The sequence below is a fragment of the Arenibacter latericius DSM 15913 genome (assembly GCF_000424985.1).
In the GTDB taxonomy this organism is placed as follows: domain Bacteria; phylum Bacteroidota; class Bacteroidia; order Flavobacteriales; family Flavobacteriaceae; genus Arenibacter; species Arenibacter latericius.
Window position 1 is genome coordinate 48,438 of record NZ_KE384288.1, and the last position, 25,277, is coordinate 73,714.

Genomic DNA, 25,277 nt, shown 5'->3' on the forward strand with positions numbered 1-25,277 from the left:
TGGTTCCTAATAAAAAGATGAACTTAACCTCTAATACTCGTTATAAAAGATCTTCCTTTATAATGCTAGCTAATTCTTTGTAGTCATTATATAAGACGAATTCGCCATTCTTAATGTAGGATGTTAGTCCGGTTTCCTCACTAACGACCAATGCTAATGCGTCTGTTTTCTCGGTAATACCAACGGCTGCTCTATGTCGTAAGCCAAACCTTAGTGGAATGGTACGTTCATTGGATACGGGAAGAATTGCTCGGGTAGCCACAATATAATTGTCTTGAATTACCGTAGCGCCATCGTGTAAGGGGCTATTTTTAAAAAAGATACTTTCTATAATAGGCTGGGTAATCTCAATGTTCATTTTATCTCCAGTAGACTTTACAAAATCTAAAGAATTATTTCTTTCTATTACTAAAAGTGCACCCGTTTTAGTCTGGCTCATTTTCTCGCATGCGCTAATTATAGCGTCTACATTAGTTCCTATAGAGAGGCCGTCTTCTCGTGTAAAGTTAAAACGTTTAAAAAAATTGCGTTTAGAGGCAAGGTTGGTAGATCCTACCATTAGTAGAAACTTTCTTATTTCTTGTTGGAATACAATTATAAGCGCAATAAGTCCCACTTGCATAAATCCTCCTACCATGCTGCTAATCATGGTCATGCCTAATACTTCTGTTAATTTCCAAAACGCCCAAACAATAACAATCCCTATAAAAATATTAATCGCTACCGTTCTGCGTACTAGTTTGTAGACATAATACAGTAATATAGCCACCAGAAAGATGTCTAATATATCGGTAATGTTAAAATCTAAAAAGTTGAGAAAATCCAATTTAAGGGGTTTTTGTAAAGAGTAAAAATAGGAAATAAGCGAGAACCATAAATTAAATACCTGAAAAATGTTAAAATAACCTTTTTGCCTTTGCTAGGGGGTAGCAAGTGTGGTTAAATGAAATTTAATTTCTATTGGCATTAATGCTATTAAAAATGGTTATACATTCCATGGCTTCTTTTACATCATGTACTCTTAATAGGTTGCTTTTCTTAGAAAGGGCATACATATTAAGAGCAGTGCTGCCATTTAGAGCTTCTGCAGGGGTGGTATTAAGGAGTTTATAAATCATAGATTTCCTGCTTATCCCTGTTAAAATGGGGAGGTTAAAGTGTTGAAACAATTCCATCTTATGCATAATTTCATAATTCTGTTCTAATGTTTTGGCAAATCCAAATCCTGGGTCAATAATAACATCATTAATACCTGCTTGCCTTGCTAAGTGGATTTTTTCGGAAAAATAATACATGATTTCACCTAGAAGATCTTGATAATCGGTTAGTTGAGTCATGTTTCTAGGGTTCCCCTTAGTATGCATCATTATATAGGGCACTTGGTGTTCTGCCACCGTAGTCATCATTTCTGTATCTAATGTACCTGCCGATATATCATTTATTAGAGCGGCGCCTTCGTTTAGACATTCATTAGCAACCTTACTCCTAAAGGTGTCTATTGATAGTAAAATATTTGGGAAGGTTTGTTTTAGTAGCTTTACAATGGGAACGATGCGTTGGCACTCCTGTTCTGTGCTTATGTCTTGTGCTCCAGGTCTACTGCTATAGGCGCCTACATCTATAAAAGTAGCGCCGTCATTCAACATTTTCTCTACTTGAGCTAATATTTCACCCTCATTTTTATATTGACCTCCGTCGTAAAATGAATCGGGAGTAACATTAAGGATACCCATTACTTTAGGAGTACTGAGATCTACTAAATTTCCATTACAATTAATTGTCATGCTTTTATTGAGATAAAAGGGCTTAAAAGGTTGGGAAGTTAACTAAAAAACCGCGATTTTTGATTTCCTTAAAAATTTAGCCGAAATTTACACAAATTAGATTAAATACATGCGTAAAACCTCCGAGCAATACGATACCGTAGTGGAAATATGTAGGGCACTATTCCAGAAAAAGATGCACGATTACGGGAGTGCATGGCGTATATTAAGACTGCCTTCCCTTACCGATCAAATTTATATTAAAGCACAACGCATTAGGAGCTTGCAGGAGAACCAAGTGCGCAAAGTGGATGAGGATGAGCAATCAGAATTTATTGGGATAATAAATTATTCCGTTATGGCCTTAATCCAATTGCAAAAAGGAGTGGTAGATCAACCCGATCTTTCTACCGAGGAAGCTGTGGCTCTTTATGATGAGCATATTACCGTAGCCAAAACATTAATGGAGAATAAAAATCACGATTATGGTGAAGCGTGGCGTGATATGAGGGTGAGTTCCTTAACGGATCTAATTTTGCAAAAATTATTAAGAGTAAAGCAAATAGAAGACAATAAAGGAAAAACATTGGTGAGTGAGGGTATCGACGCTAATTATCAAGATATGATAAATTACGCAGTATTCGCTATGATACTTCTTGATTCCAATAACCAATAATATTAGATAAGCTGTTTAAAACTTAATATGAAATATTTAGTAGGATTTAGTCGTGTTGTTGTAGGATTGTTATTTATTATCAGTGGATTTATAAAACTGAATGATCCCGTTGGATTCTCCTTTAAATTGGAGGAGTATTTTAGCTCTGGGGTATTAAACCTTCCTATGTTAGAGCCTATAGCCTTAGAAATTTCTATTGCTGTAGTTATCCTAGAAGTGCTGCTGGGAGTGATGCTTCTAGTGGGGTTCCGAATTAAATTTACGATCTGGAGTCTGTTAGCCATGATTGTATTTTTTACTTTCCTAACTTTTTATTCGGCTTACTTTAATAAGGTGACAGATTGTGGTTGTTTTGGTGATGCTATTAAACTTACTCCTTGGGAGTCTTTTACTAAGGATGTAATATTATTGGTGCTGATCATAATTATGATTGTGGGGATTAAAACCATAAAACCAATCTTAGATAACGGAGCTAAAAGATTTATTGTTGGGATTACCTTGCTTGCTTCTGCTATCTTTGCCTATTATGTGCTTAACCATTTACCGGCAATAGATTTTAGACCCTATAAAATTGGTGCTAATATAGAAGAGGGGATGAGTATACCTGAAGGTGCACCCTCGCCAATTTTTGATTATGCTTGGAAGTTTAATGTAAATGGAGAAGAGGAAATTGTAGTGACCCAGGGAGACTATCCTAGCGTAGATGGAGAATTTATTGGTGTAGAAACTACGGAAGTACAGAAAGGGTATGAGCCTCCAATTCACGATTTTACTATAGAGCAGGAGGGGGAAGATTTTGCAGCTTCCTTGTTGCAAGAGCCAAAATTAGTAATGATCATAGCTTATGACTTAAGGAAAAGTAACCTCAATGTATTTGGCGATATTAAAAGTCTTTCGGAAAAGGCTATTAAAAATGGCTATAAAGTAATTGGAATGTCTGCTTCGGGACCGGAATATACAGAGGGTATTAAAAAGGATTATAAATTGGGGTTCGATTTTTATTTCACCGATGAAACTACATTGAAAACCATAGTTAGATCTAACCCTGGGGTCTTAGTCCTAGAAAAAGGTACAATTACAGAGAAGGTTCATTATAAGGATATAAAGAAACTTAAACTTGAATAGTTTGTGTACGGTTGTAACTAAGTACCAATAAATTAAATTGAACAAGAATATAATTATAATAATATGAGAAGTAAAATTGTAGCTGGAAATTGGAAAATGAATAAGAATTTGGCAGAAACTGAAACGTTGTTGACTCAACTTTCAGCAAAAATGCCAGAGACTAATGCTGAGGTAATGGTAGCACCCACATACGTGAATCTAACCGCTGCTAAAAGCGCTTTAAAATCATCTTCAATTCAAGTAATTGCGCAGAATATGCACTTTGCAGAAAGTGGTGCCTATACTGGTGAGATTTCTGGCGATATGTTATTAGGAATTGGGGTAGATACTGTAATTATTGGACATTCTGAAAGAAGAGCCTTTTTTGGAGAAACCGATGAAATTCTTGCAAAAAAGGTGAAAGCTGCCTTAGCTAAGAATATGAGAGTAATGTTCTGCTTTGGTGAAGAGTTGGCCGATAGAAAATCTGATAATCATTTTGCGGTTGTAGAAAATCAGTTGAAAAATGCATTGTTTGATTTAGATGCTTCTGATTGGAGTAAAATTATATTGGCTTATGAACCAGTATGGGCAATAGGAACTGGTGAGACTGCTTCTCCCGAGCAAGCACAAGAGATGCACGCTTTTATCAGAAAGGCTATTACCGAAGCTGTTAATGCGGAGGTAGCGAATAAGGTTTCCATTCTTTATGGAGGAAGTGTTAAACCAAATAATGCAGAAGAGATTTTCTCTAAACCAGATGTGGATGGAGGGTTAATAGGAGGTGCTTCTTTAGTAGCAGAAGATTTTGTAGCGATTATTAACGCAATATAATTACCTTATATAGGAAGATTCGTTCAGCTACAGATAAAGTTTATGAGCAGTGTAAGCACGCTATAAAATTTGCTTTAGCTGGACGAATATTACCTTTGTACACCCTAATTTTTGTCCTTTAGTTAATCCCAGATCTTTTCAATAATTCAAATTATTTAATCTACTACCATGTCTAATTCCGTTTATATAGAGTACAATTTTACGGTAACACCCGTACAACCCGCATCGGATATTTTGATTGCCGAATTAGGTGAGCGAGGTTTCGAAAGTTTTGTAGAGACCGATGACGGGGTGCAAGCTTATATTAATAAGGAAGATTGGAATTCAGAAATCCTAAAAGACTTACCTATTCTAGAAAATAGCTTGTTCGCTATTGAATACCATTATGTGGAAATAGAACAGGAAAACTGGAATGCTACTTGGGAACAGAATTTTAATCCAATTCAGGTTGAAGATCAATGTGTGGTTCGTGCTCCTTTTCATGAAAAGCCAAATGTAGCCTACGATATTGTTATTGAGCCTAAAATGAGTTTTGGAACTGGACATCACGAAACTACCTATATGATGATGCAACATATCTTAAAGCACGATTTTAAGGGTAAATCTGTTTTGGATATGGGAAGCGGAACCGGAGTGTTAGCAATATTAGCTGCTATGAAGGGAGCAGAAACTATAGATGCTATTGATATTGATAATTGGTGCTACCTAAATGCCATGGAAAATGTGGAGCGAAACAATTGTAGTCACATTAATGTTTATGAAGGTACAGCTGATTTGTTGGTAGATCAGAAATACGATATAATCATTGCTAATATTAATAGAAACATTCTTTTAGAGGATATTCCTGCCTATGTAAAATGTCTTACAAAAGGCGGTATTTTGTTCTTAAGTGGATTTTATGTAGAAGATATCCCTAAAATCACAGAAAAATGTGAGGAGGTTGGACTGAAATTCGAAAATAATTTGGAAAAGAACAAATGGGTTGCGGTAAAATATGTATTTTAGATAGTAATGAAAATTGATTCTATGAGTACCAAGGAAAAAGTCTCGGAGGAATTACTTTTAGAAGAAGAGACTGCTAATCAGAATGAGATTGTATTGTTTAATGATGATGTCAATACTTTTGATCATGTTATTGATACCCTAATGGATGTATGTGACCATACACCAGAACAAGCTGAACAATGTGCCCTAATTGTACATTTTAATGGGAAATGCACTGTTAAAACAGGAGCGTATAAAGATTTGGAGCCAAGGTGTACCTTGCTTTTACAAGCGGGATTAAGTGCTGAAATAATCTAGGCGATCTTAGATGCCGAAACTAGGGGTAAATTATTTGAAATAGGTGATTTTAATGAGGATAGAAGTTTAAACCTCATTTTGTGGTGTTATATAATATTGTCTTCTAAAATTTTGCTTTTCACCTCGTTTATATAAGATCTGCCAATGGTGTATCTTGTTCCATTAATCTCTATACTATTACCTTCAATAGTATCTATTTTGTCAATGGCAATAGTGTATGATCTGTGAATTCTTAAAAACTTATCTTGGGGAAGGTCTTCCGTAAAACTAGTGAGCGTGCTATGGATAATATGTTTATTTGTGTGTGTAATAATTCGGATGTAGTCCTTCAGGCTCTCAATTACTAAAATTTCATCTAAAAAGACCTTTTGTAATTTTTTCTTATCCACTTTTACGAAAATGCTAGGATTTTCTACTGTGGTAGGCGTGTCTGGTTTTTTAACTCCTTCTATAAGAGAGATGATTCTGTTTACCGATTTTAGGAATCGTGGAAAGGGGATGGGTTTTACTAAATAATCTATGGCTTGTAGCTCGTAACTCTCTAAGGCATAATGTTCATGAGCGGTAGTAATAACCACCATGGCATTGGAATTAATGATGCTTAATAGGTCTAAACCACTCATTACTGGCATATTAATATCCAGGAATACAATGTCTACCTCGTCTTTTTGAAAGAAAGAGGAGGCTTCAACGGCGTTTGTAAAGGTGGCTACTAGCTTTAGTTCCTTAATCTGTTCTACATAGTTCTTTATTACTTTTATGGCTAGTGGTTCGTCGTCAATTATCGCTACCTTATAACTCATTGTACCTTTAATTTAAGAATAACATTAAACGTTTGGTCTTTCTCATATATAGAAAGGTGGTAATCTTTTTGATCATACCCCAATTCTAATCGCTTTTTTACGTTGGCGAGACCAATTCCTCCTTCGTTAATCACAACGGGAGTGTGTTGATTGTCTTGAGGAATAGTATTAGTGGCTTTAAAATTTAAATAAGGGCCTTCGATGCTAATATCTATAAAAATGAGCATCTTGCCAATATTTTTATTTGCCCCGTGCTTAAAGCAGTTTTCTACCAAAGGTATCAAAAGCATCGGAGCTATAGTTTTATTCCTTAGATCTCCAGAAATATTTAGGTCAATAGATAGTGATTCATCAAAACGAATCCGTTCCAAATCCACATAGTTTTGGATGCATTCCAATTCTTTGCTTAGCTCCTGATGCTTCTTTTTGGTGCCATAAAGCAAATATCGCATTAGGTCAGACAGTTTTAAAATAATCTGGGGCGCCTTATCAGATTTTTCCAAGCTTAATGCATAGATATTGTTAAGTGTATTAAAGAAAAAATGTGGGGAGACCTGAGATTTTAAAAATTTTAATTCTGTGGTTAACTGTCTTTTTTCCAATTCATGGAGTTTATTGCTTTCATTGAGCCAATCTACGGTGACTTTTATTGCAGTGACAAAAGCAATTACATAGAGTTCCCCTAGCATAGAGGTAATGGCATAATTTAAAGTAAGCCCTTCTATATTTTCGGGACCTTCAGGCCATACATTGGTGCTTACTAAATAATAAGTAAGATTGTATTTTACCAAAAGCATAATAAACAGGGATGCCAATAAGACTAATGTATAAAGGATATATTTTTTGGTGAAAATCAATTTGGGCATTAAGTAATATACGTTAAAATAAGCCAAGGCCATGTGAATGGGGAATCCTAGTAGGTTGGTTTTAAGGGAGTATATAAAATCGTTATGTAGGCTAGTCCAGCGAAGGGTGTTAAAGGTAAAATACACTAACCAAAATACAATATGTTGCTTGTAAGTGATAGTGTAGTCATTAGACTTTTTATTATTGAGTAATTGATCTAAATGATCATTTAATGACATAGGTTATAGTCCTTGTATTATACGTTAAGCCTTAATGAGCAGTTATTGGTCTAATTTACTTTAAGATGGATTAAAAATTGTCAAATATTTCAAATCGATTCTAATATATCTTGTTAATTATCGCTATCGATAAGGTTTAGACCTGAAAATCCGCGAAATTTAGCAAAAATTAGGGAATTCAGCCTTTATTTATAAGAAGGAAAGGCCATATTTTTGTTGTTTTAGTAATAAGGGAAATAATAATTTATACAATGATGAATTTTGTGAAAAATACAGGTAGATGGGGAGTGTTGGTTGTATTTGCGTTCTCCGGGCTTTTTGCGACAAATGCTCAGAATGTACCCAGAAGTTATATTGCGCATAAGACTAATGAGCCAATGGTGATAGATGGCAAAATGGATGAGAAGGCATGGAAATTGGCGCCTTGGTCGGAGGATTATATTGATATAGAAGGGGAGGTTACTCCTACCTATAGAACGCGAATGAAAATGTTGTGGGATAAGGACTATCTGTATGTTTTGGCCGAAATGGAGGAGCCTCATGTTTGGGCTACCTTAAAGCAGCGTGACACCGTTATTTTTTATAACAATGATTTTGAAATTTTCATTGACGCTGAAGGGGATACTCATAATTATTATGAGTTTGAAATGAACGCCCATAATACTGTATGGGACCTTTTCCTTACCAAACCCTACCGTAATAATGGAAATAAGGTAATAGATAGTTGGGATATTCAGGGAGTTAAGTCGGCCGTAGATATTAGAGGAACTCTTAACGATTCTTCTGATACGGATGAAGGTTGGTCCGTGGAGATTGCGCTTCCTTGGAGTGTAATTACCGAGGCTTCTAAAGATGGAAAAATACCGGAGAATGACTTTTGGCGACTTAATTTTTCTAGAGTGAACTGGGATTTTGACTTAACCGATGGTCGCTATTCAAGAAAAAAAGATGATAATGGCAATTACCTGCCAGAATATAATTGGGTGTGGTCTCCGCAGTGGGTAATAAATATGCATGAACCTGAGTATTGGGGGTATGTTTATTTTTCATCTGAACCAGTAGGTGGTAAGGACGAGTTTACCATTCCTAAAGACGATTACATTAAGTGGCATTTGTATTCGTTGCACAGAGCAGTATTGCACAAGGATAAGGATGCTGAGAGGAGAATTGCACAACCTAAGAAGATTTTTGGAAGTGTTCTAAAACCTACTATAGAAAAACATAAATCAGGTTATAATATTTGGGTTAAGAGTCCATTTACTGGTAAGATTCTATTGGTTAAGGAAGATGGACAGTTTCAGAGTTTTGAAGATAAAAAGTAAAGTAATAAATATTAAATAAAAGTAGAATGAATAAGTGTGTGGGAGTTTGGCTGAGCTTAGTAATGCTTTTTGCTATTACTGGTTGTAGTGAAGAAGGAAAAACTGTTTTTAAGGAAAGTGATGTTAAAATTATTCCTCAACCGGAGAAAATAGAATTTAGAGAGGGGGCGTTCCGGTTTAATAAAGACACCAAGTTTGTGGTGCCTTCAGAATATGCCGAGGTGACAGATGTGCTTCTTGATAAATTTAATAAAGCAGCGGGGTGGAGCATGGAGGTTGTTAATACTGCACCAACTAATAACTATATAGAGTTGATACTGGACGAGAATCTGGAAGATGAGGCTCATAATGTTGTAATCGAAGATGAGAAAATTGAAATAACCGCAAATGGAACCTCGGGTTTTTTATATGGCTTGGAAACCCTAAGACAATTACTTCCTGTAGCTATAGAAAGTGTTGATGTTGTTGCCGATGCAAAATGGGATGTTCCTACCGTTAAAATTTCAGACAGTCCTCGTTTCAAATGGCGTGGATTTATGATGGATGTTTCTAGACATTTCTTCGATAAGGAATACATCTTGTCTACAATAGATCAATTAGCGCTATTAAAAATGAATACCCTTCACCTGCATTTAGTTGATGATCAGGGGTGGAGGATTGAAATCAAAAAATATCCAAAACTTACGGAAGTAGGTGGATTTAGGGTAGATCAAGAAGACAAGCATTGGGATGCTAGGCTAACTCCAGAATTGGGTGAAGAAGCTACCTATGGTGGATTTTATACCCAGGAGGAAATTAAAGAGATTGTGGCATACGCTACTAGTAGAGGAATTAATGTGGTGCCGGAAATAGAGATGCCTGCCCATGTTATGAGTGCTATTGCTGCCTACCCAGAATTATCTTGTTTTCAGAATCCTATTATGGTGCCTTCAGGAGGTGTTTGGCCAATAACAGAAATTTATTGCGCGGGTAAAGAGTCTACCTTCGAGTTTTTGGAAAATGTATTGGTAGAGGTAATGGAGTTGTTCCCCTCACAATATATTCATGTTGGGGGAGACGAAGCGACGAAAACCAATTGGGAAAAATGTCCAGATTGTAGTAGAAGGGTAAAAGAAGAAGGCTTGGCTAATGTAGAGGAACTACAAAGTTACTTTATAAAAAGAATGGAGCGTTTTATAAGCTCTAAAGGAAGAACCCTAATTGGATGGGATGAAATATTAGAAGGTGGACTTGCACCAGGAGCAACCGTAATGAGCTGGCGTGGATTTAAAGGAGGGTTAGAAGCCTCAGAAGCCGGGCATGATGTGGTAATGTCCCCAACGTCACATTCGTATTTTGATTATTACCAGGGTAACCAAGATGTGGAGCCTATGGCATGGGGAGGATATACTCCTTTGAGTAAGGTGTATGAGTTTGATCCCGTGGTAGAGGGAATGACAGCAGAGCAGGCAAATCACGTTTTAGGGGGTCAAGCAAATTTATGGACAGAATTTGTTCCTACCGTAGCCCAAGCACAATATATGACCTACCCTCGTTTGGCTGCTCTTGCTGAATCGGTTTGGACTACTAAGGAAAATAAAGATTGGGCCGACTTTTCTTCTAGGATAGACGCTTTGTTTAAAAGGTATGATGTTATGAAAGTCAATTATGCTAAAAGTGCCTACCAGGTTACTACGGATGTTTCAGTGGATCCTGAAAATGGCTCGCTTTCCATCACTCTTAAAAATGAATTTCCTAATGCGGATATCCGTTATTCTTTAGATGGAAATGATATTACTGCAAATTCTCAGCAGTATAAAAGTCCTATCGTAATAGATGAAACTACCGAAATAAAAGCACAAGTTTTTAAAGATGATGAGCCTGTAGGGGTGCAATTAGAGAAAATAATCAATTTTCATAAAGCAGCCGGAAAACCGGTAACCTACTTAAATAAATACCATGATAACTACCAAGGGGCAAAAGAAATTGGAATGGTGAATGTGGTACGTGGTTCTAAAAACTTTCACGACGGACAATGGCAAGGCTGGTTAGGTGATAATATGGAGTTGGTAATTGATATGGAAACGCCAACAGAAATCGAGGAAATCATAGTTGGGTCATTAGAAAATCAAGGATCCGGAATCTACTTTCCTATTGAAATAAATGTCTATCTGTCCGATGATGGTAAAACCTATAAAAAAGAAGGAACTTTAAAACGGGATTTTGCTGCAAACATTAAATCCGAACTAAAAGAATTTGTCATCGACCTTAATAAGCAAACCACTAGATTTATAAAGGTAGAGGCCATCAATTTGGGTACGCCTCCTACCGGTGGTGGATCATGGATGTTTATAGATGAAATTATCGTTCAGTAATTGAGTTTCGAAAAAAAATAAAATTTGGCTCAAAGCCATTTATTAAAAATCATATTTAAGTAATGCAGTATAAAATTCTTTTATGGGTTGTCTTATTTTCAACTCAACTATTTTCACAAGATCAGCCAGTTGATTACGTGAATCCATTTATAGGAACCTCTAATTATGGAACTACTAACCCCGGCCCTATAGCAATGAGAGGGATGGTAAGTGTATCTCCCTTTAATGTAGCAGGGCCACAAAACTTACCCTTAGAAAAAGATAGTAGGTGGTTATCTACTCCCTATGTGCATGAGAATACTTTCCTCACTGGATTTAGTCATGTTAATTTAAGTGGGGTAGGTTGCCCAGATCTCGGTGTTATTTTGGCCATGCCCACAACAGGAGATTTAGAGGTAGATCATTTAAAATATGGTTCTCCCTACTCTCAAGAAAAGGCTAAAGTTGGGTATTATTCAAGTAAAATGGATAAGTACGGGATAGGCGTGGAGGCAACCGCAACAACAAGAGTTGGAGTGAGTAAATACGCTTTTCCAGAAGGAGATGCTAACATACTAATAAACCTAGGACTAGGGCTTACCAATGAGCAGGGGGCTTCCGTAAAGGTAGTATCTCCTACGGAAATTGAAGGAGTACGGAGTGTAGGTTCTTTTTGTTATTACAAGCCAGAAGAAGCTTATCCTGTATATTTTGTTGCTCGTTTCTCTGAACCTGCTGCTGAATTTGGCGTATGGAAAAAACCTACTACTTATAAGGGGGCAGAAGCAGAATGGATGTGGTATAATGGAGAGTCCAGGATAATGAAGGGGTATACCAAAGAGGTGATGGGAGATAGTATAGGGGCGTATATGCGTTACAATTTTAAAGTCCCAACAGAAGTGGAGATGAAAATTGGAGTGTCTTATGTGAGTATCGAGAATGCACGGGAGAATTTAGAAAAAGAAACCAGTACTAGAACCTTTGATCAGATTTTAGAGGAGGCTCAATCTAAATGGAATAAACACTTATCTAAAATAGAGGTTGAAGGGGGTACAAAGGACGATAAAATAAACTTTTATACGGCTTTGTATCATACGTTGATACATCCTAATACGTTGAATGATTATAATGGGGAGTACCCCAAAATGAAAACTAGGGAAACCTTAAAAACCGAAGATACCCGGTATACGGTATTTTCGTTATGGGATACGTATCGTAACCTACATCAGTTAATGAGTTTAGTGTATCCAGATCAGCAATCGGATATGATAAAGAGTATGTTGCAAATTTATGATGAAAGTGGATGGTTGCCTAAGTGGGAGTTAAATGCTACGGAGACTACTACCATGGTGGGAGATCCTGCAGGTATTATAATTGCAGATACCTACCTAAAAGGGATAACGGATTTTGATGTGGAGAAGGCATATAGTGCAATGGTAAAAAGTGCAGATCAACTAGAAAACAATCCACTCCGACCTGGTTTAAAGGATTATTTGGAAAAAGGATATTTAACAACTAAAACCACAAATAGTGGGTCTGTTTCTACTACCCAAGAGTATAATATTTCTGATTATGCTATAGCGCAATTAGCTCAGGCCCTTGGAAAAAAGAAGGATTATAAACGCTTTTCAAAACGTTCTGTATCCTATAGGAACTTATTAGATAAAGAGATTAATCTATTGCGTCCCAAAAATGATGATGGTAGTTGGTTAACACCATATAGCCCTGAAACAGGTGCTAACTTTGAGATGAATTTAGGTTTTATAGAAGGGAATGCCTGGCAGTATACCTTTATGGTGACACATGACGTAAAAGGGTTAATGAAACTAATGGGAGGAGAAAAGCCTTTTGTTAATAGGTTGCAGGATGTTTTTGATAAAGGGCAGTTTGACATGGCTAATGAGCCAGACATAGCCTATCCTTATCTTTTTAATTATGTAAAGGGAGAAGAGAGGCGTACTCAAGAAACAGTTGCCGAATTACTAAATACCTATTTTAATAATAGTCCCGACGGGTTACCAGGGAATGATGATACTGGGACTATGTCTGCCTGGGCGGTATTTTCTATGATGGGGATTTATCCGGTGAGTCCAGCTAATACCAGTTACGCTATTACGGCCCCCAAATTTAATAAGGTAACCATACACCTAGATCCTAAATATTACGGTCAGGAGAAATTGGTGATTACTTCTAATGCTTCTTCTGAAAATAGGTTTATTAAGGATATTACGGTGAAGGGTGTGCCTCATTCGTCTTATTTTATTAATCATCAGGAATTAGTGAATGCTAGGAAAATAGAATTCCTATTAGAGGAAGAGGAGTTAGAAAGCAAATAAATAGGTTTGATTCTAAATAGTTAGTACCAAAGTATTAATAGATTAACTTTAACTAGGATAGCTGAACAATAACGTTTTTGTTCAGCTTTTTTTCTTTCCTTTTCTTTTTCTGTCCGTTAGGGGGAATTTGAGGGGTAAATATTTTTCAACCTATTCCATTTAGGCGGACGTCTTTTTTAATGGGCGAATTATATTGTAATCTGACGTTGAGGTGGTTGGCTATTTTTTAAGACTGAATCTTCTTGTGAATTATGTTACCTATACTCCAATTATGGTGCTATTAGTGACAGATTAAAAGATATAGAAATTCCTTTTTTTAATTACAATCTTGTTGTTAAGTTTGCTGTCGGTCGGCTATAAGAAAAATAACTGATTTGTATTGATAGTTTTTGTCTAATTGACGGTACATTTTTTGCTTTTGCGTTATTAAATTGTTAATTGCTTTTTGCGAAAACGATTGCGAAAAATTGTCCTTGAGCAAGTGGGCATTGTTGTTGGTCGAATTAGTTTTTTCCTTTGTCCGATTAATACAAGTTTTATAGTGTAATTAACAACTTATTAACTAATTTAAATTTCAGAAGTATGAGTAAGAAATTTCATTACTTTTTATTGCTTTTCGCATTTCTCTGTGTTCAGGGAATAATGGCGCAGGGCAATCCGGTAACAGGTATTGTTACCGATGATCTAGGTGCCCCTTTACCAGGGGTAAATGTGGTGCAAAAGGGTACTACTAATGGTACTTCCACCGATTTTGATGGAAATTTCAGTATCAATGTTCCTAGTACCGCTACATTAGTATTTTCTTCTTTAGGTTTTACAACTAAAGAAATTGCAGTTGGTGGACAATCAACAATAAACGTATCATTATCAGAAGATGCCGAGCAGTTAGGTGAAGTAGTTGTAACTGCTTTAGGTATTAAAAGGGAGAGAAAATCCTTAGGATACGCATTACAGGAAATTAAAGGTGGTGATATTGTTGAATCACGTGAGTCTAACGTTACTAATGCGCTTTCTGGTAAGGTAGCAGGTTTACAGGTAGTAAAAGGAAGTAACGGACCTGCAAGTTCATCTAAAATTGTTTTAAGAGGTAATAACTCTTTAACTGGAGATAACCAACCTTTAATTGTTGTTGATGGGGTTCCTATGGATAACTTTACAGGATCTAATAACAACGATTTTTGGAATCCTGCAGCTGATATGGGGAATGGTCTTGGTGACCTTAACCCAGATAACATTGAAAGCATGTCTGTGTTAAAAGGAGCATCTGCTGCTGCTTTATACGGTTCTAGAGCTGGTAACGGTGTTATTTTAATTACTACAAAAACAGGTAAAGCGCAAAAAGGATTAGGAATTACCTATTCTGTTACAACAGGTTTCGAAACTATTTTTATGTCTCCTGAATTGCAAAATGAATTTGGACAAGGTAATGATGGTATCCACGACCCTAGGTCAGGTTCTAGCTGGGGTCCTAAAATTGCTGGACAGTCTGTACAGAATTGGGATGGTGAGCAAACTAACTTAAGAGCTTACAATAATTTAGATAACTATATTAAAACTGGATTTAGTGTAAATCATAGTCTTGCTTTTCAGCAGCAAGTAAGTGAGGCAACTTCCTTATATACTTCAGCAACTTACTTTAGTGATGACAGTAAGATTCCAGGAGCTGAATTAGATAGGTTGAACTTACTAACTCGTGCGGTTTCTTATTTTGGAGAGAATAAGAATTGGTCTACAGATGTAAAGGTACAGTACATGAAAACTACTGCGCAAAATAGACCGGTAAGTGGTGTAAATAATTCTAACGTTTTTGGTACTATGTATTTGTTGCCAAGATCTTTAGATATTACCGAGCTGAAAAATAGTAGCGATGAATTTGGGAATATGATATGGTATCAGCCAGGTGGAAATGGAATTAACCCATATTGGGCATCTAATAACAACCTTAATACCGATTCTAGAGACCGATTTTTACTAAGTGGATCTATTAAGAACGAAATTACAGATTGGTTAACTGCTGAAGTTAGAGCAGGAGCTGACTTATATACTACTAATACCGAGTCTAAGCTTTACGCTGGAAGTCCACTTGGGACTACAGGGCGATACTCTATGGGTAAAGAAACTTTTGTAGAAAGTAACTATAGTGCCCTATTAACCGCATCGAAAGATAATCTATTTGGGAAATTTGGTGGAGCCGTTACTTTAGGAGGTAACTTAATGGCTCAAGAAAATAGTAGTCTAGGTGCTAATGCAGGAGAATTAGAAGTTCCAAACCTATTTTCTTTAAATAACGGAAAAGATAAGGCTAATGTTAGTCAGGGGTTCAGTAAGAAAAAAATAAACTCTCTTTATGGAACCATGCAGTTAAACTATGATGGATATTTCTTTATAGATGTAACGGGCCGTAATGATTGGTCTTCTACTTTAAGTAAAGAGAATAGATCATTCTTTTACCCTTCTATTAGTACGTCTCTCGTAATTTCTGATATGATTCAGAATAATGGAGGTAATGTTCCAGAATGGCTTACCTATGTTAAGGTAAGAGCTTCTCATGCTCAGGTAGGTAACGACCTTTCTCCATATCAGTTATATAACACTTATAACGTCAATAAAGATCCAAACGGAAATACTGTTGCTGGTAGTGGTGGAACCTTGTTTAACCCAGATGTGAAAAGTGAGTTAATTAAGTCTAATGAATTAGGGTTTGAAGCTCGTTTTTTCCAAAACAGACTTAGTTTCGATTTTGCTTACTACAAATCTAACGCTACTCGCCAGTTAATTAACTTGCCATTAAACCCTTTAAGTGGATATAACTCAGTTAAGGCTAATGCAGGTGATATTCAAAATGAAGGGATAGAATTAATGGTAAATGCTAGGTTATTTGATAATCCAAATGGATTTAACTGGGATATGTCTTTAAACTATTCTAAGAACGAAAACACTGTAGTTGAATTAACAGATGAGGTTTCTCAATACGGCTTAGGCGGTTTTGATAACGTTTCCATACTTGCAGTTGCTGGAGAAATGTATGGAGAAATATACGGTACAAAATATCGTAGAGTAGAGGATACCTCTAGTCCTGATTACAATAAAATTGTTGTGGATGGAGCAGGTATTCCTTTAGCAGCTGATGGTAGGTTTAAATTGGGTAACCAACAGCCTGATGCACTAATTGGTTGGACTAACAACTTTAGATACAAAAACTTTGGTTTAAGCTTTTTAGTAGATGCGAGACTTGGTGGAGAAATATTCTCTGGAACTAACCTTGCTATAGGTAGAAGTGGAACCGGGGCTGCTACTGTAGTAAACGGTGAAAGAGCTGATATCGTTTTTGATGGAGTTGTTGAAGATGGAAATGGTGGTTACGTTGCTAATACTACACCTGTTTCTCCTCAAGATTATTGGACCACTGTTAGTGATAGATCGGGTAACTTAGGGATTACTGAAGCTAATATTTTTGATGCAACCAATATTCGTTTAAGAAATGTACAGTTAGATTACAACTTACCGTCCAAATGGTTAGATAGTATGTCTGTACAAAATGCAAAAATTGGAGTATCCGTAAATAACGTTTGGATGATTCATAGTAAATTAAATGGAGTGGATCCAGAATCAGTTTACGCTACCAGTTCTAACGCAGTAGGATTCGAGAATTTAACCTCTCCTACCTCTAGATCGGTATTTTTGAACTTAGCAATTAGTTTCTAAAAAATATAAAAAATGACAAAAATGAAGAATGTAACTATAAAACTTGGATTGCTATGCGCAATGGCAGTCTCAGTTATTTCCTGCTCGGACTTTGAGGAAATAAACCAAAGTCCTACCGCTGCAACAGCAGAGCAGGTACAAGTAGAATACTTTATTAATAATTCCATTGTTGGTGCACAGCAGAATCCTCACGTTGCTGAAAGAGCATTTGTATTATACTGGAAGGCAGCAGGAAGGCAAGATATGACCAACACATTGCCAGTAGGTTCTTATAATGACGGTTGGTCCGGTGATTATTACAACTCTATCTCAAGTTGGTTGAAACATACCTATACCGCTATTCAGGTTGCCGATGAGCAAATTGAAGCAGGCACTGTAAAGGAGTATACAAATAACTTAAAGCAGGTTGCTAGAATTTGGAGAGCCTATTTAATGAGCGAAATGTCTGATAACTTTGGACCAATGCCTATAAATGGTTTTCAAGGGGTGAACCCAGATTTTAACAGTGTAGAAGAAGTGTATTCTTATATGTTAGATGAACTTAAAGATGCTGTTGCCGAATTGGATACGGATATTTCAGTTCCAGATAACGTGAGTAAATTAGATCCTGCTTACGGGTATAATTTTGCTAAATGGCAAAAGTATGCTAACTCAATGAGAATGCGTTTGGCTATGCGTATATCTGAAGCGAATCCATCTAAAGCGCAAAGCGAGTTTGAAGACGCAGCGGCAGGTAGCGTGTTTATCGCTACTAACGATGATAACTTTAAAGTAGCTGAGAAAGGCGGTTGGGACGATTTAACAGGTGTAATGACTAGAGAGTGGAATCACCAGTGGTTGTCTTCTACTATGAATAACTTAATGATTGGTTTGGGAGGGGTCTCTTCTGCTGACCAATTACCAGCGGATTTACACTCACATATTAAGCCAGCAGGTTATATGGGGCTTAAATTTGACGATCATTTTACTACCTTAACTAATGATCCATCTGCAGGATTTTGGTTTGATGGTTTACATGAAACAATCGATCCAAGAGCATATGAGGCATTTATAATTCCTGGGTATTTTGATAATCCAGAGATGAATAGGTATCCTTCTTGGGACTCAAACTTCACTTCAATTACAGAGAGAAGCTTAATTATTGGAGATAAAGATACTGATGACAACGGTGAGACAGATGATATAGATATTGAAGCTGCCTTTACTTGGAATGCTTTTGCATTAGGTAGCTGGGGAGATAAAGGAGGAAAGAATGAGCTTAGAGGCTGGGGTGGTGCACAACCTCGCTTAGCTAATAAGTTTAGAAACGGAACCTCAGAGCGTATTTTCTTTGGTGCTTGGGAAACTCAATTCTTACTTGCAGAAGCTGCTGTAAGAGGTTGGAGCACTCCAGTATCTGGACAAGTTGCTTATGAGGCTGGAATCGCAGAAAGCTTTGCGTATTGGAATGTTTCTCAGCACTTAGGTGCGTACATAGCTTCTCAAGACTACAATAGAGCTGGTACTTCTGTAAATTGGAATCATACTGTTGAGCCTGGTTCAGAGACTATGACCTATGTTGATGGATATACTGGAGCTCCTGGTGTAACTACCTTTGATTATCCTGATAATACCATTTATCAAGGAGGTAGTGTTAAGAATGACTTGTTGACTAAGATTATTACCCAGAAATTCATAGCACAAACACCTTGGTTGCCATTGGAGACTTGGAATGATCATAGAAGATTAGGTCTTCCATTCTTTGATAACCCAGCTATAGAAAATGCATTACCAAATTTATCTGCTATAACTGAGGCAAACTACATGACTAATAGTGTGAATTTCTTTCCTCAGCGTTTGAAATATCCTTCTAGTCTGGAAAACAACGTTCCTGATGGTTACCAGCAGGCTGTGAGCCACTTAGGTGGTCCAGACGATGTGTTTACCCCGCTGTGGTGGGCAAAGCAAAACTAATAATTGAACACTTTTAATAAAAAGGCCGTCCGAAAGGATGGCCTTTTTTTATATTCCCAAGTACACTCAGCTAAATCTAATCTATTGCTGATATAGCTTCATTACTATTGGCTACCTTCCTTGTGGTAATTATATATTGTCGTCTACTTCAAACCCTTTGCGTGGAATTTGACATATAATAAGATCTTCCATATTTTATATGCTCCTAAACTAAATTACCTGCTGTTATAAATTGCCAGATTGTATTGCAACATTCCAATCTTATTTCGAATAATTAACCCTTAATCAACCTCTGATTTTTATTAATAAAGTGTTAATAAAAAAAAGGTATTTTATCGATGTTTTTTGTAGTTGAGCATAGATATTAGGGTATTAACTCGTGGTGCCACGTGAAATGATTAATTTATTAAGAATAAATTAACAGTTGAATAGAGTGAATAGCTCGGGTTAACTACTTAAATACAAATTAGTATGAACAAAAGACTTCATTATTCCTTAATGTTTTTCGCATTTCTTCTAATTCAGGTGATCGTGGCGCAAAACATTCCTGTTACTGGTATGGTAACTGATGATTTAGGTGTTCCCCTCCCAGGGGTAAATGTGGTAGAAAAAGGTACCACAAATGGTACCTCCACTGATTTTGATGGAAACTATTCCATTGATGTGCCTGGTGGTGCAACTTTAGTATTCTCATCTTTAGGGTTTACAACTAAAGAGATAGTAGTAGACGGAAAATCTGTAATTAATATAACGCTATCTGAAGATGCCGAGCAATTGGGCGAAGTAGTGGTTACGGCCTTGGGTATTAGAAGAGAGACCAAAGCTCTTGGATACGCTATGACGGAAGTTCAAGGAGAAGAATTGGCAAGAATCAATGTCGTTAACCCTGTTCAATCTTTACAAGGTAAAGCTCCTGGAGTTAGTATTGGTTCTTCAGATGGGGGATTGTTTGGTAATTCCAAAATTCAAATACGTGGTGTGTCAACATTAAATTCCAGCAATAACCAACCTATTTTTGTCATAGACGGTGTTATTTTGGAAAATGGTACATCTGGTGCAAGTGCGGATTGGAGCAGTTCGTCTAATGATTATGGAAATATGCTTAAAAACCTTAATCCAGATGATTATAAAACTATTTCCATACTTAAAGGAGCGGCGGCTACAGCTCTATATGGTTCTAGAGGTATAAACGGGGTGGTATTAATTACTACCAAGGATGGATCTGGAACCAAAGGTATTGGGGTTTCTGTGCGGCAATCAGTGGGCTTTGATATTGCATATAAAGGACCTGACTTACAGAATGAGTACGGACCTGGTACTTTGGCAGGTTATGTAAATTATGGAGAGCAAGATGGTGATAACAATTATTATAATTGGGATACACAACAGTTTTATTATAATGCTAATGGTGTTCCATCTCTACGCAACCATGCAGGGGGTGGTCTTGGTTATGGGCCTAAATTTGATGGTAGGCTTATAGAGGATTATGACGGAACAATGATTCCATATGTAGCCCAAAAAAATAATATGTTAGATGCTTATAGTACGGGTGTTAATACCAATACTTCAGTGTCATTAAGCGGAGGTAATGAAAAAGGAAATTTCTACCTTTCTGACTCATATAATGATAGAACAGGTACCTTGCCGAATAACTCTTTTAAAAGAAATTCACTGCTTTTCAGGGGGGCTTATAATTTGGCTCCTTGGTTGCGAGCAAGTGCCTCGGTATCTTTCACAAATTCAACTTCACATAACCCTCGGAATGATATTTCCCAAGGATTTTTTGATGGTACTTTTGAAAGGACTTATAATACAACAAAATATAAGCAAAACAAATATTGGCAAGCATCCCATGGAGGTGTTCCCAATGCAAATTATGGAGATGATTTTACTGATGTCCCCAATAGAGGTCTGTGGTTTGCTTATGAAAATAACAATAACTACAATAAAGAAACAGTTGTAAGGCCTATTGTTACCCTAGCAGCTGATGTAACCGACTGGTTAACGATTACGGCGGAAGGAAATATGAATCACTTCACCACGGAGTTTGAAGCAAAAAACTTGGGTGGTGGTTTCGCCAATGAAGGTGGATCTTACGAATTAAGACATAACAAAGATGTTAGCAAAACGGGTAAATTAACTTTTAATTTCAATAAGGATATTAGTCCAGATCTATCGGCAGGCTTATTGCTTGGAGGTGAAATTTGGTCACATGAGCAGTCGTACACAAGTGGTTGGACCGATGGTGGGCTAATTGTTCCTGGTAGATTTTACTTGGGTAATTCTATTAGGACACAAAAGGGTTCTGGAGGTGTTTCGGACACTAAACAACTTAATTCTGCATATTTCTTAGCTAACTTATCCTATAAAGAACAATTATATTTAGATATTACCGGTCGTAATGACTGGTCTTCAGCCTTAGTTTATACAGATGGCACAGGAAATAATTCTTACTTCTACCCTTCCGTATCCGGTTCTTGGATTTTTAGTGAGGCAACTGGGAAATCAGATTGGTTTACCTTTGGAAAATTACGAGCCTCTTGGGCTCAGGTAGGTTCGGATACCAGTCCATATACTATTAACAGAGGGTATGGTCAGGGCAGTATAGATAACGGTGGTAATTTTATCTATACTAATTCAGTGAACACTACGTTGGTGGATAGAAGTATTAAACCCGAACTAAAAGATTCTTATGAGATTGGTGCTGATGTCCGATTTTTTAATAATAGACTAGGTATAGATATTGCCTATTATGATGAAACGATTTCCGAACAAATAGGGAATGTACCCCTTCCTAGTGAGTCGGGTTATAACAATCTTCTTACAAATATTGGCACTTTAACTAATACAGGTCTTGAATTATCCGTAACAGGAACACCAATTAAATCAAACAATTTTAGTTGGTATACTACTTTTAATTACTGGAACAATACCACTAAAATTGATAAGGTACATCCAGACTTTGGAGAATATAAGAGATTAGGAGGAGATATTTCATATGGTAACTTTCGGGTGGGATCTGTAGCTTTTGAAGGAGGTGAATATGGTGTGTTGTATTCCGATAGTGCTCCTAAAAAATTTGAGTCATCTGATCCCAATCATCCTAACAATGGAAAGAACCAGTTAATTTGGGTAGATTCTAGAAGAGGTGCCTATTTTGAAAGAAGTGGAGAACCGGAAGAAGTGGGTAAAGTGCAGCCAGATTTTGAGGGGTCTTGGAGCAATGAGTTTAATATTGGGAACTTTAATATGTCCATATTATTGGATGCAAGATATGGAGGACATATGGCATCTTACTCTAGTAGATATGGAACCGCTTATGGATATACTGAAAGATCCCTGCGAGGTAGGGACCCTGAACATGGTGGTATAACTTGGACTTCTGGCTATAATGATATTCAAGGGACTCAATTTAGTGATGGTATTATTCCCGATGGAGTATTTGCCGAAGGACAAACTGTCACTGCTCCAAATGGCTCAACAGTAGACGTCGGTGGTATGACGTATCAAGAAGCATTTGATGCAGGCCATGTGGAACCAACCCATGCAAGTTATTATAACTATCGATTAAACTCTTGGGGGAATGGTGTTGTTAATGATGACTGGTTTGCAGAGGTGAAATATATTGCTCTTAGAAATATATCTCTTGGGTATAATTTACCAAAAATGGCAGCAAGTAAGATGGGTGCAAGGAATGTTTATTTAGGGATAAATGCCAGAAACGTAGCCTATTTATACAACTCTTTACCCAACAATATCAATCCAGAAAGTTTTAGGGGAACAACTAGTTCGGATTCGTTCCGAGAACGTTCATTTCCCTTATATGGCAAGTTACACCTTTTCTATTGCTATTGACTTTTAATAATAAATAACTATAAAAATGAAAGAATCATATAAAATTATTTTAATTCTCTTGGCAGTGATTTTCACTGGATGTGATAAAGATGAATTTGCCGAGTTAAACAGTGATCCATCTACCCTATCTGAACCGGATCTAAGGTATTCTACTGCTCAGGTTATCAATAATATGTACACCAACGATTATACAAATTGGTTCTATACAAATTTTGATTACGTATATCCATGGAGTCAGATCACAGGAACTGGGGTTGGTAATCCAGAGACTTTTGTGGAAATGGCAGCTCAAGGAGGGTCTCAAAATGTTTATGGGATAATTCCAAATGCCAAGGATATTAGGGCAAAAATAGACGCATTACCCGAAGATGAAAAATCTACAATGCGTGCAATAGTAGGCATTACTTATGCCGCGCAAGTGGCAACTGCACTTACCCAAACAGATTTTACAGGATCAATGGTGTATACCGAAGCTGGCTTGGCGCCATACACTTCACCACCCCTAATTACTCCTATTTACGACCAACAAGCACTTTTATTTGATACTTGGCTAAATGAATTAGATGGTGCTATAGATAATTTAACCGCAGCTGATCAATTTAACCTCGGATCACAAGATATTATTTATAATGGTGACTATGGCAAATGGGCAAAATTCTGCAATCTGTTAAAGCTAAGGATTGCTGCAAGATTAATAAATGCGGATAGAAGCAAGGCATTAAGTATTGCCCAAGAAGTGACTAATTCATCCGCTGGGTTTATGAATGCGTTGGAGGAAGATTTTATTTATAAAAGAGGAATTAATTACCGAGGAACAGGTAATGGTACTCAACCTGGTACAGGTGGATTAAATCTAGTTGAGTTCCTAAGGGATAACAAGGATCCGAGAGTACGATTTATATTTGATAAAAATGACTTTAACGCAGAAGTGGTACAAGCCTTTATTGATGCCGGAAAACCACTTCCGAGTTACGTAGAGCAATACGTTGTATTTGATGGAAGTGGCAATTTTGAAAGTTGGTCTGGTCCAGGAGAACCATGGGTAAGATATCATGGAGCTCCAGTTTCTCCAGATAAGCAGCAAGACGGAGCCTTTGATGATTATTTTAAGCAGGCATCAAGGAATAGAATTAGCTTAAATGGAGTTGAAAAGAACTATACTTCAACCTCTTCTTTCGCTGAAAAAAATACACGTACTGGATTCGATTTTACCTACCCCACAAAACCTGGTGGCCGGTTAATTCAGAAAATTGGCAACCATCCACCACTTGAAGTGATTTTAGGATCTTCAGCAGAAACAAATCTATATCTGGCGGAGTTTAAATTATTAGGTGCTAATATTCCAGGAAGTGCCCAAGATTATTTTAATCGCGGTGTAGAATTATCGATTCAGCGGATGGATATTCTAGCTAAAAATTCAGATACCTTCTATTACGAAAGCGATCCTGTTTACCAAGATGAATCTATGGCGGAAATGGCATCTACTAAATTAAAGGCTAATGAAATTTCAGAATTACTGTCTTTGCCAGATTATGATCTTTCTACTGATGGATTAGAAAAAGTATATATTCAACAATATGTAAATTTTGCAATCACTCCCAATGATACCTATACTACGGTAAGGCGGTCAGGTGTTCCAATGAAAGGAAGCTCAATTTTGGCATGGGAGCCAATACTTTCAGCAGGAACTCCACTAACTATTCCAAGACGTTTTGAAATTGGTGCTCCTACAGAAGACAATGTTAATTTTGCGAATGTAAAGAAAGCAATCGAAGATCAAGGATTTACCACTGGAACTAATGATCCAAACATTTTAAATACAGAAAGACTTTGGTTCGATATTAATAATCCAAATTACGGAGAAGGACCAAAAAATTAACCCGGATAATTCATGGGTATATAGTAAAATTGGGTGTAAAGTGTTATATTTAAAGAGCTTACAGGCATCTTTACTAACACTAAAATCACCCAATTTTGAGTACTAAAAATACAGTTTTCTACCGAGGTAAAAAATCAATTTCCGTAGATTTTTCTGCAGAAGAAATAAGTTCTGATGGTTCTCTGGTTTTACTGGAGAAAATAGAGCGGGAACACAAGTTAATCAGGTATTTCAGTCAATTTATTCCAGATAGTCGCAATCCCATCTTAGTCACCCATACGATAGAGAAACTTTTAAAGCAACGCGTATTTATGCTGATGCAGGGAT

General features: G+C 36.8%; 17 protein-coding genes. 13 read left to right on the top strand and 4 right to left on the bottom strand.

The window, feature by feature from the left end; genetic code table 11:
- Nucleotides 1–40 precede the first annotated feature (40 nt).
- Together H344_RS0118430 and folP are read right to left on the bottom strand one after the other, a co-directional pair.
- Nucleotides 41–826: a diadenylate cyclase gene (locus tag H344_RS0118430; protein ID WP_026811616.1), complete on the bottom strand. Its 786-nt coding sequence runs from the start codon at nt 824–826 to the stop codon at nt 41–43.
- A 124-nt stretch (nt 827–950) separates the two neighbouring features.
- Nucleotides 951–1,784 (bottom strand): dihydropteroate synthase, encoded by an 834-nt coding sequence (gene folP / locus H344_RS0118435; RefSeq protein ID WP_026811617.1) that lies wholly within the window; start codon nt 1,782–1,784, stop codon nt 951–953.
- Nucleotides 1,785–1,893: 109 nt separating this feature from the next.
- Between folP and H344_RS0118440 the strand changes: the two genes are divergently transcribed.
- The 5 genes from H344_RS0118440 to H344_RS0118460 all read left to right on the top strand — a co-directional run bounded on the left by H344_RS0118440 (nt 1,894) and on the right by H344_RS0118460 (nt 5,679).
- Nucleotides 1,894–2,439 carry a DUF1599 domain-containing protein gene (locus H344_RS0118440; RefSeq protein ID WP_026811618.1) on the top strand — a complete coding sequence of 182 codons (546 nt, stop codon included), beginning with the start codon at nt 1,894–1,896 and terminating at the stop codon, nt 2,437–2,439.
- Between the two features lie 27 nt (nt 2,440–2,466).
- Complete coding sequence (locus tag H344_RS0118445; RefSeq protein WP_026811619.1) at nt 2,467–3,564, top strand: BT_3928 family protein; 1,098 nt, start codon at nt 2,467–2,469, stop codon at nt 3,562–3,564.
- A gap of 63 nt (nt 3,565–3,627) precedes the next feature.
- Entirely contained in the window at nt 3,628–4,377 is a 750-nt protein-coding gene (gene tpiA, locus H344_RS0118450) for a triose-phosphate isomerase (protein ID WP_026811620.1), read from the top strand.
- A 168-nt stretch (nt 4,378–4,545) separates the two neighbouring features.
- Complete coding sequence (gene prmA, locus H344_RS0118455; protein ID WP_026811621.1) at nt 4,546–5,382, top strand: 50S ribosomal protein L11 methyltransferase; 837 nt, start codon at nt 4,546–4,548, stop codon at nt 5,380–5,382.
- Between the two features lie 21 nt (nt 5,383–5,403).
- Complete coding sequence (locus tag H344_RS0118460; RefSeq protein ID WP_026811622.1) at nt 5,404–5,679, top strand: ATP-dependent Clp protease adaptor ClpS; 276 nt, start codon at nt 5,404–5,406, stop codon at nt 5,677–5,679.
- A gap of 86 nt (nt 5,680–5,765) precedes the next feature.
- Here H344_RS0118460 and H344_RS0118465 read toward each other — a convergent pair whose 3' ends face one another.
- Nucleotides 5,766–6,482 (bottom strand): LytR/AlgR family response regulator transcription factor, encoded by a 717-nt coding sequence (locus H344_RS0118465; protein WP_026811623.1) that lies wholly within the window; start codon nt 6,480–6,482, stop codon nt 5,766–5,768.
- A complete protein-coding gene (locus H344_RS0118470; RefSeq protein WP_026811624.1) occupies nt 6,479–7,567 on the bottom strand; it encodes a sensor histidine kinase in 1,089 nt (362 codons plus the stop codon). The genes H344_RS0118465 and H344_RS0118470 overlap by 4 nt, the downstream gene beginning before the upstream one ends.
- A gap of 251 nt (nt 7,568–7,818) precedes the next feature.
- Between H344_RS0118470 and H344_RS0118475 the strand changes: the two genes are divergently transcribed.
- The 8 genes from H344_RS0118475 to H344_RS21605 form a co-directional block, all read left to right on the top strand.
- Nucleotides 7,819–8,889 (top strand): carbohydrate-binding family 9-like protein, encoded by a 1,071-nt coding sequence (locus H344_RS0118475; protein WP_026811625.1) that lies wholly within the window; start codon nt 7,819–7,821, stop codon nt 8,887–8,889.
- Between the two features lie 26 nt (nt 8,890–8,915).
- Nucleotides 8,916–11,243, top strand: a complete 2,328-nt coding sequence (locus H344_RS0118480) for a beta-N-acetylhexosaminidase (protein WP_026811626.1) — start codon at nt 8,916–8,918, stop codon at nt 11,241–11,243.
- Nucleotides 11,244–11,305: 62 nt separating this feature from the next.
- A complete protein-coding gene (locus H344_RS0118485) occupies nt 11,306–13,558 on the top strand; it encodes a GH92 family glycosyl hydrolase (protein ID WP_026811627.1) in 2,253 nt (750 codons plus the stop codon).
- A 582-nt stretch (nt 13,559–14,140) separates the two neighbouring features.
- Entirely contained in the window at nt 14,141–17,263 is a 3,123-nt protein-coding gene (locus tag H344_RS0118490) for a SusC/RagA family TonB-linked outer membrane protein (RefSeq protein ID WP_026811628.1), read from the top strand.
- Between the two features lie 12 nt (nt 17,264–17,275).
- Nucleotides 17,276–19,216 carry a SusD/RagB family nutrient-binding outer membrane lipoprotein gene (locus tag H344_RS0118495; protein WP_316929571.1) on the top strand — a complete coding sequence of 647 codons (1,941 nt, stop codon included), beginning with the start codon at nt 17,276–17,278 and terminating at the stop codon, nt 19,214–19,216.
- Between the two features lie 471 nt (nt 19,217–19,687).
- Complete coding sequence (locus H344_RS20795) at nt 19,688–23,071, top strand: SusC/RagA family TonB-linked outer membrane protein (RefSeq protein WP_051254397.1); 3,384 nt, start codon at nt 19,688–19,690, stop codon at nt 23,069–23,071.
- A gap of 25 nt (nt 23,072–23,096) precedes the next feature.
- A complete protein-coding gene (locus H344_RS0118505; RefSeq protein WP_026811630.1) occupies nt 23,097–24,950 on the top strand; it encodes a SusD/RagB family nutrient-binding outer membrane lipoprotein in 1,854 nt (617 codons plus the stop codon).
- Nucleotides 24,951–25,045: 95 nt separating this feature from the next.
- Nucleotides 25,046–25,277: transposase (locus H344_RS21605; RefSeq protein ID WP_026811631.1), on the top strand; the 232-nt coding region annotated here is incomplete at its 3' end.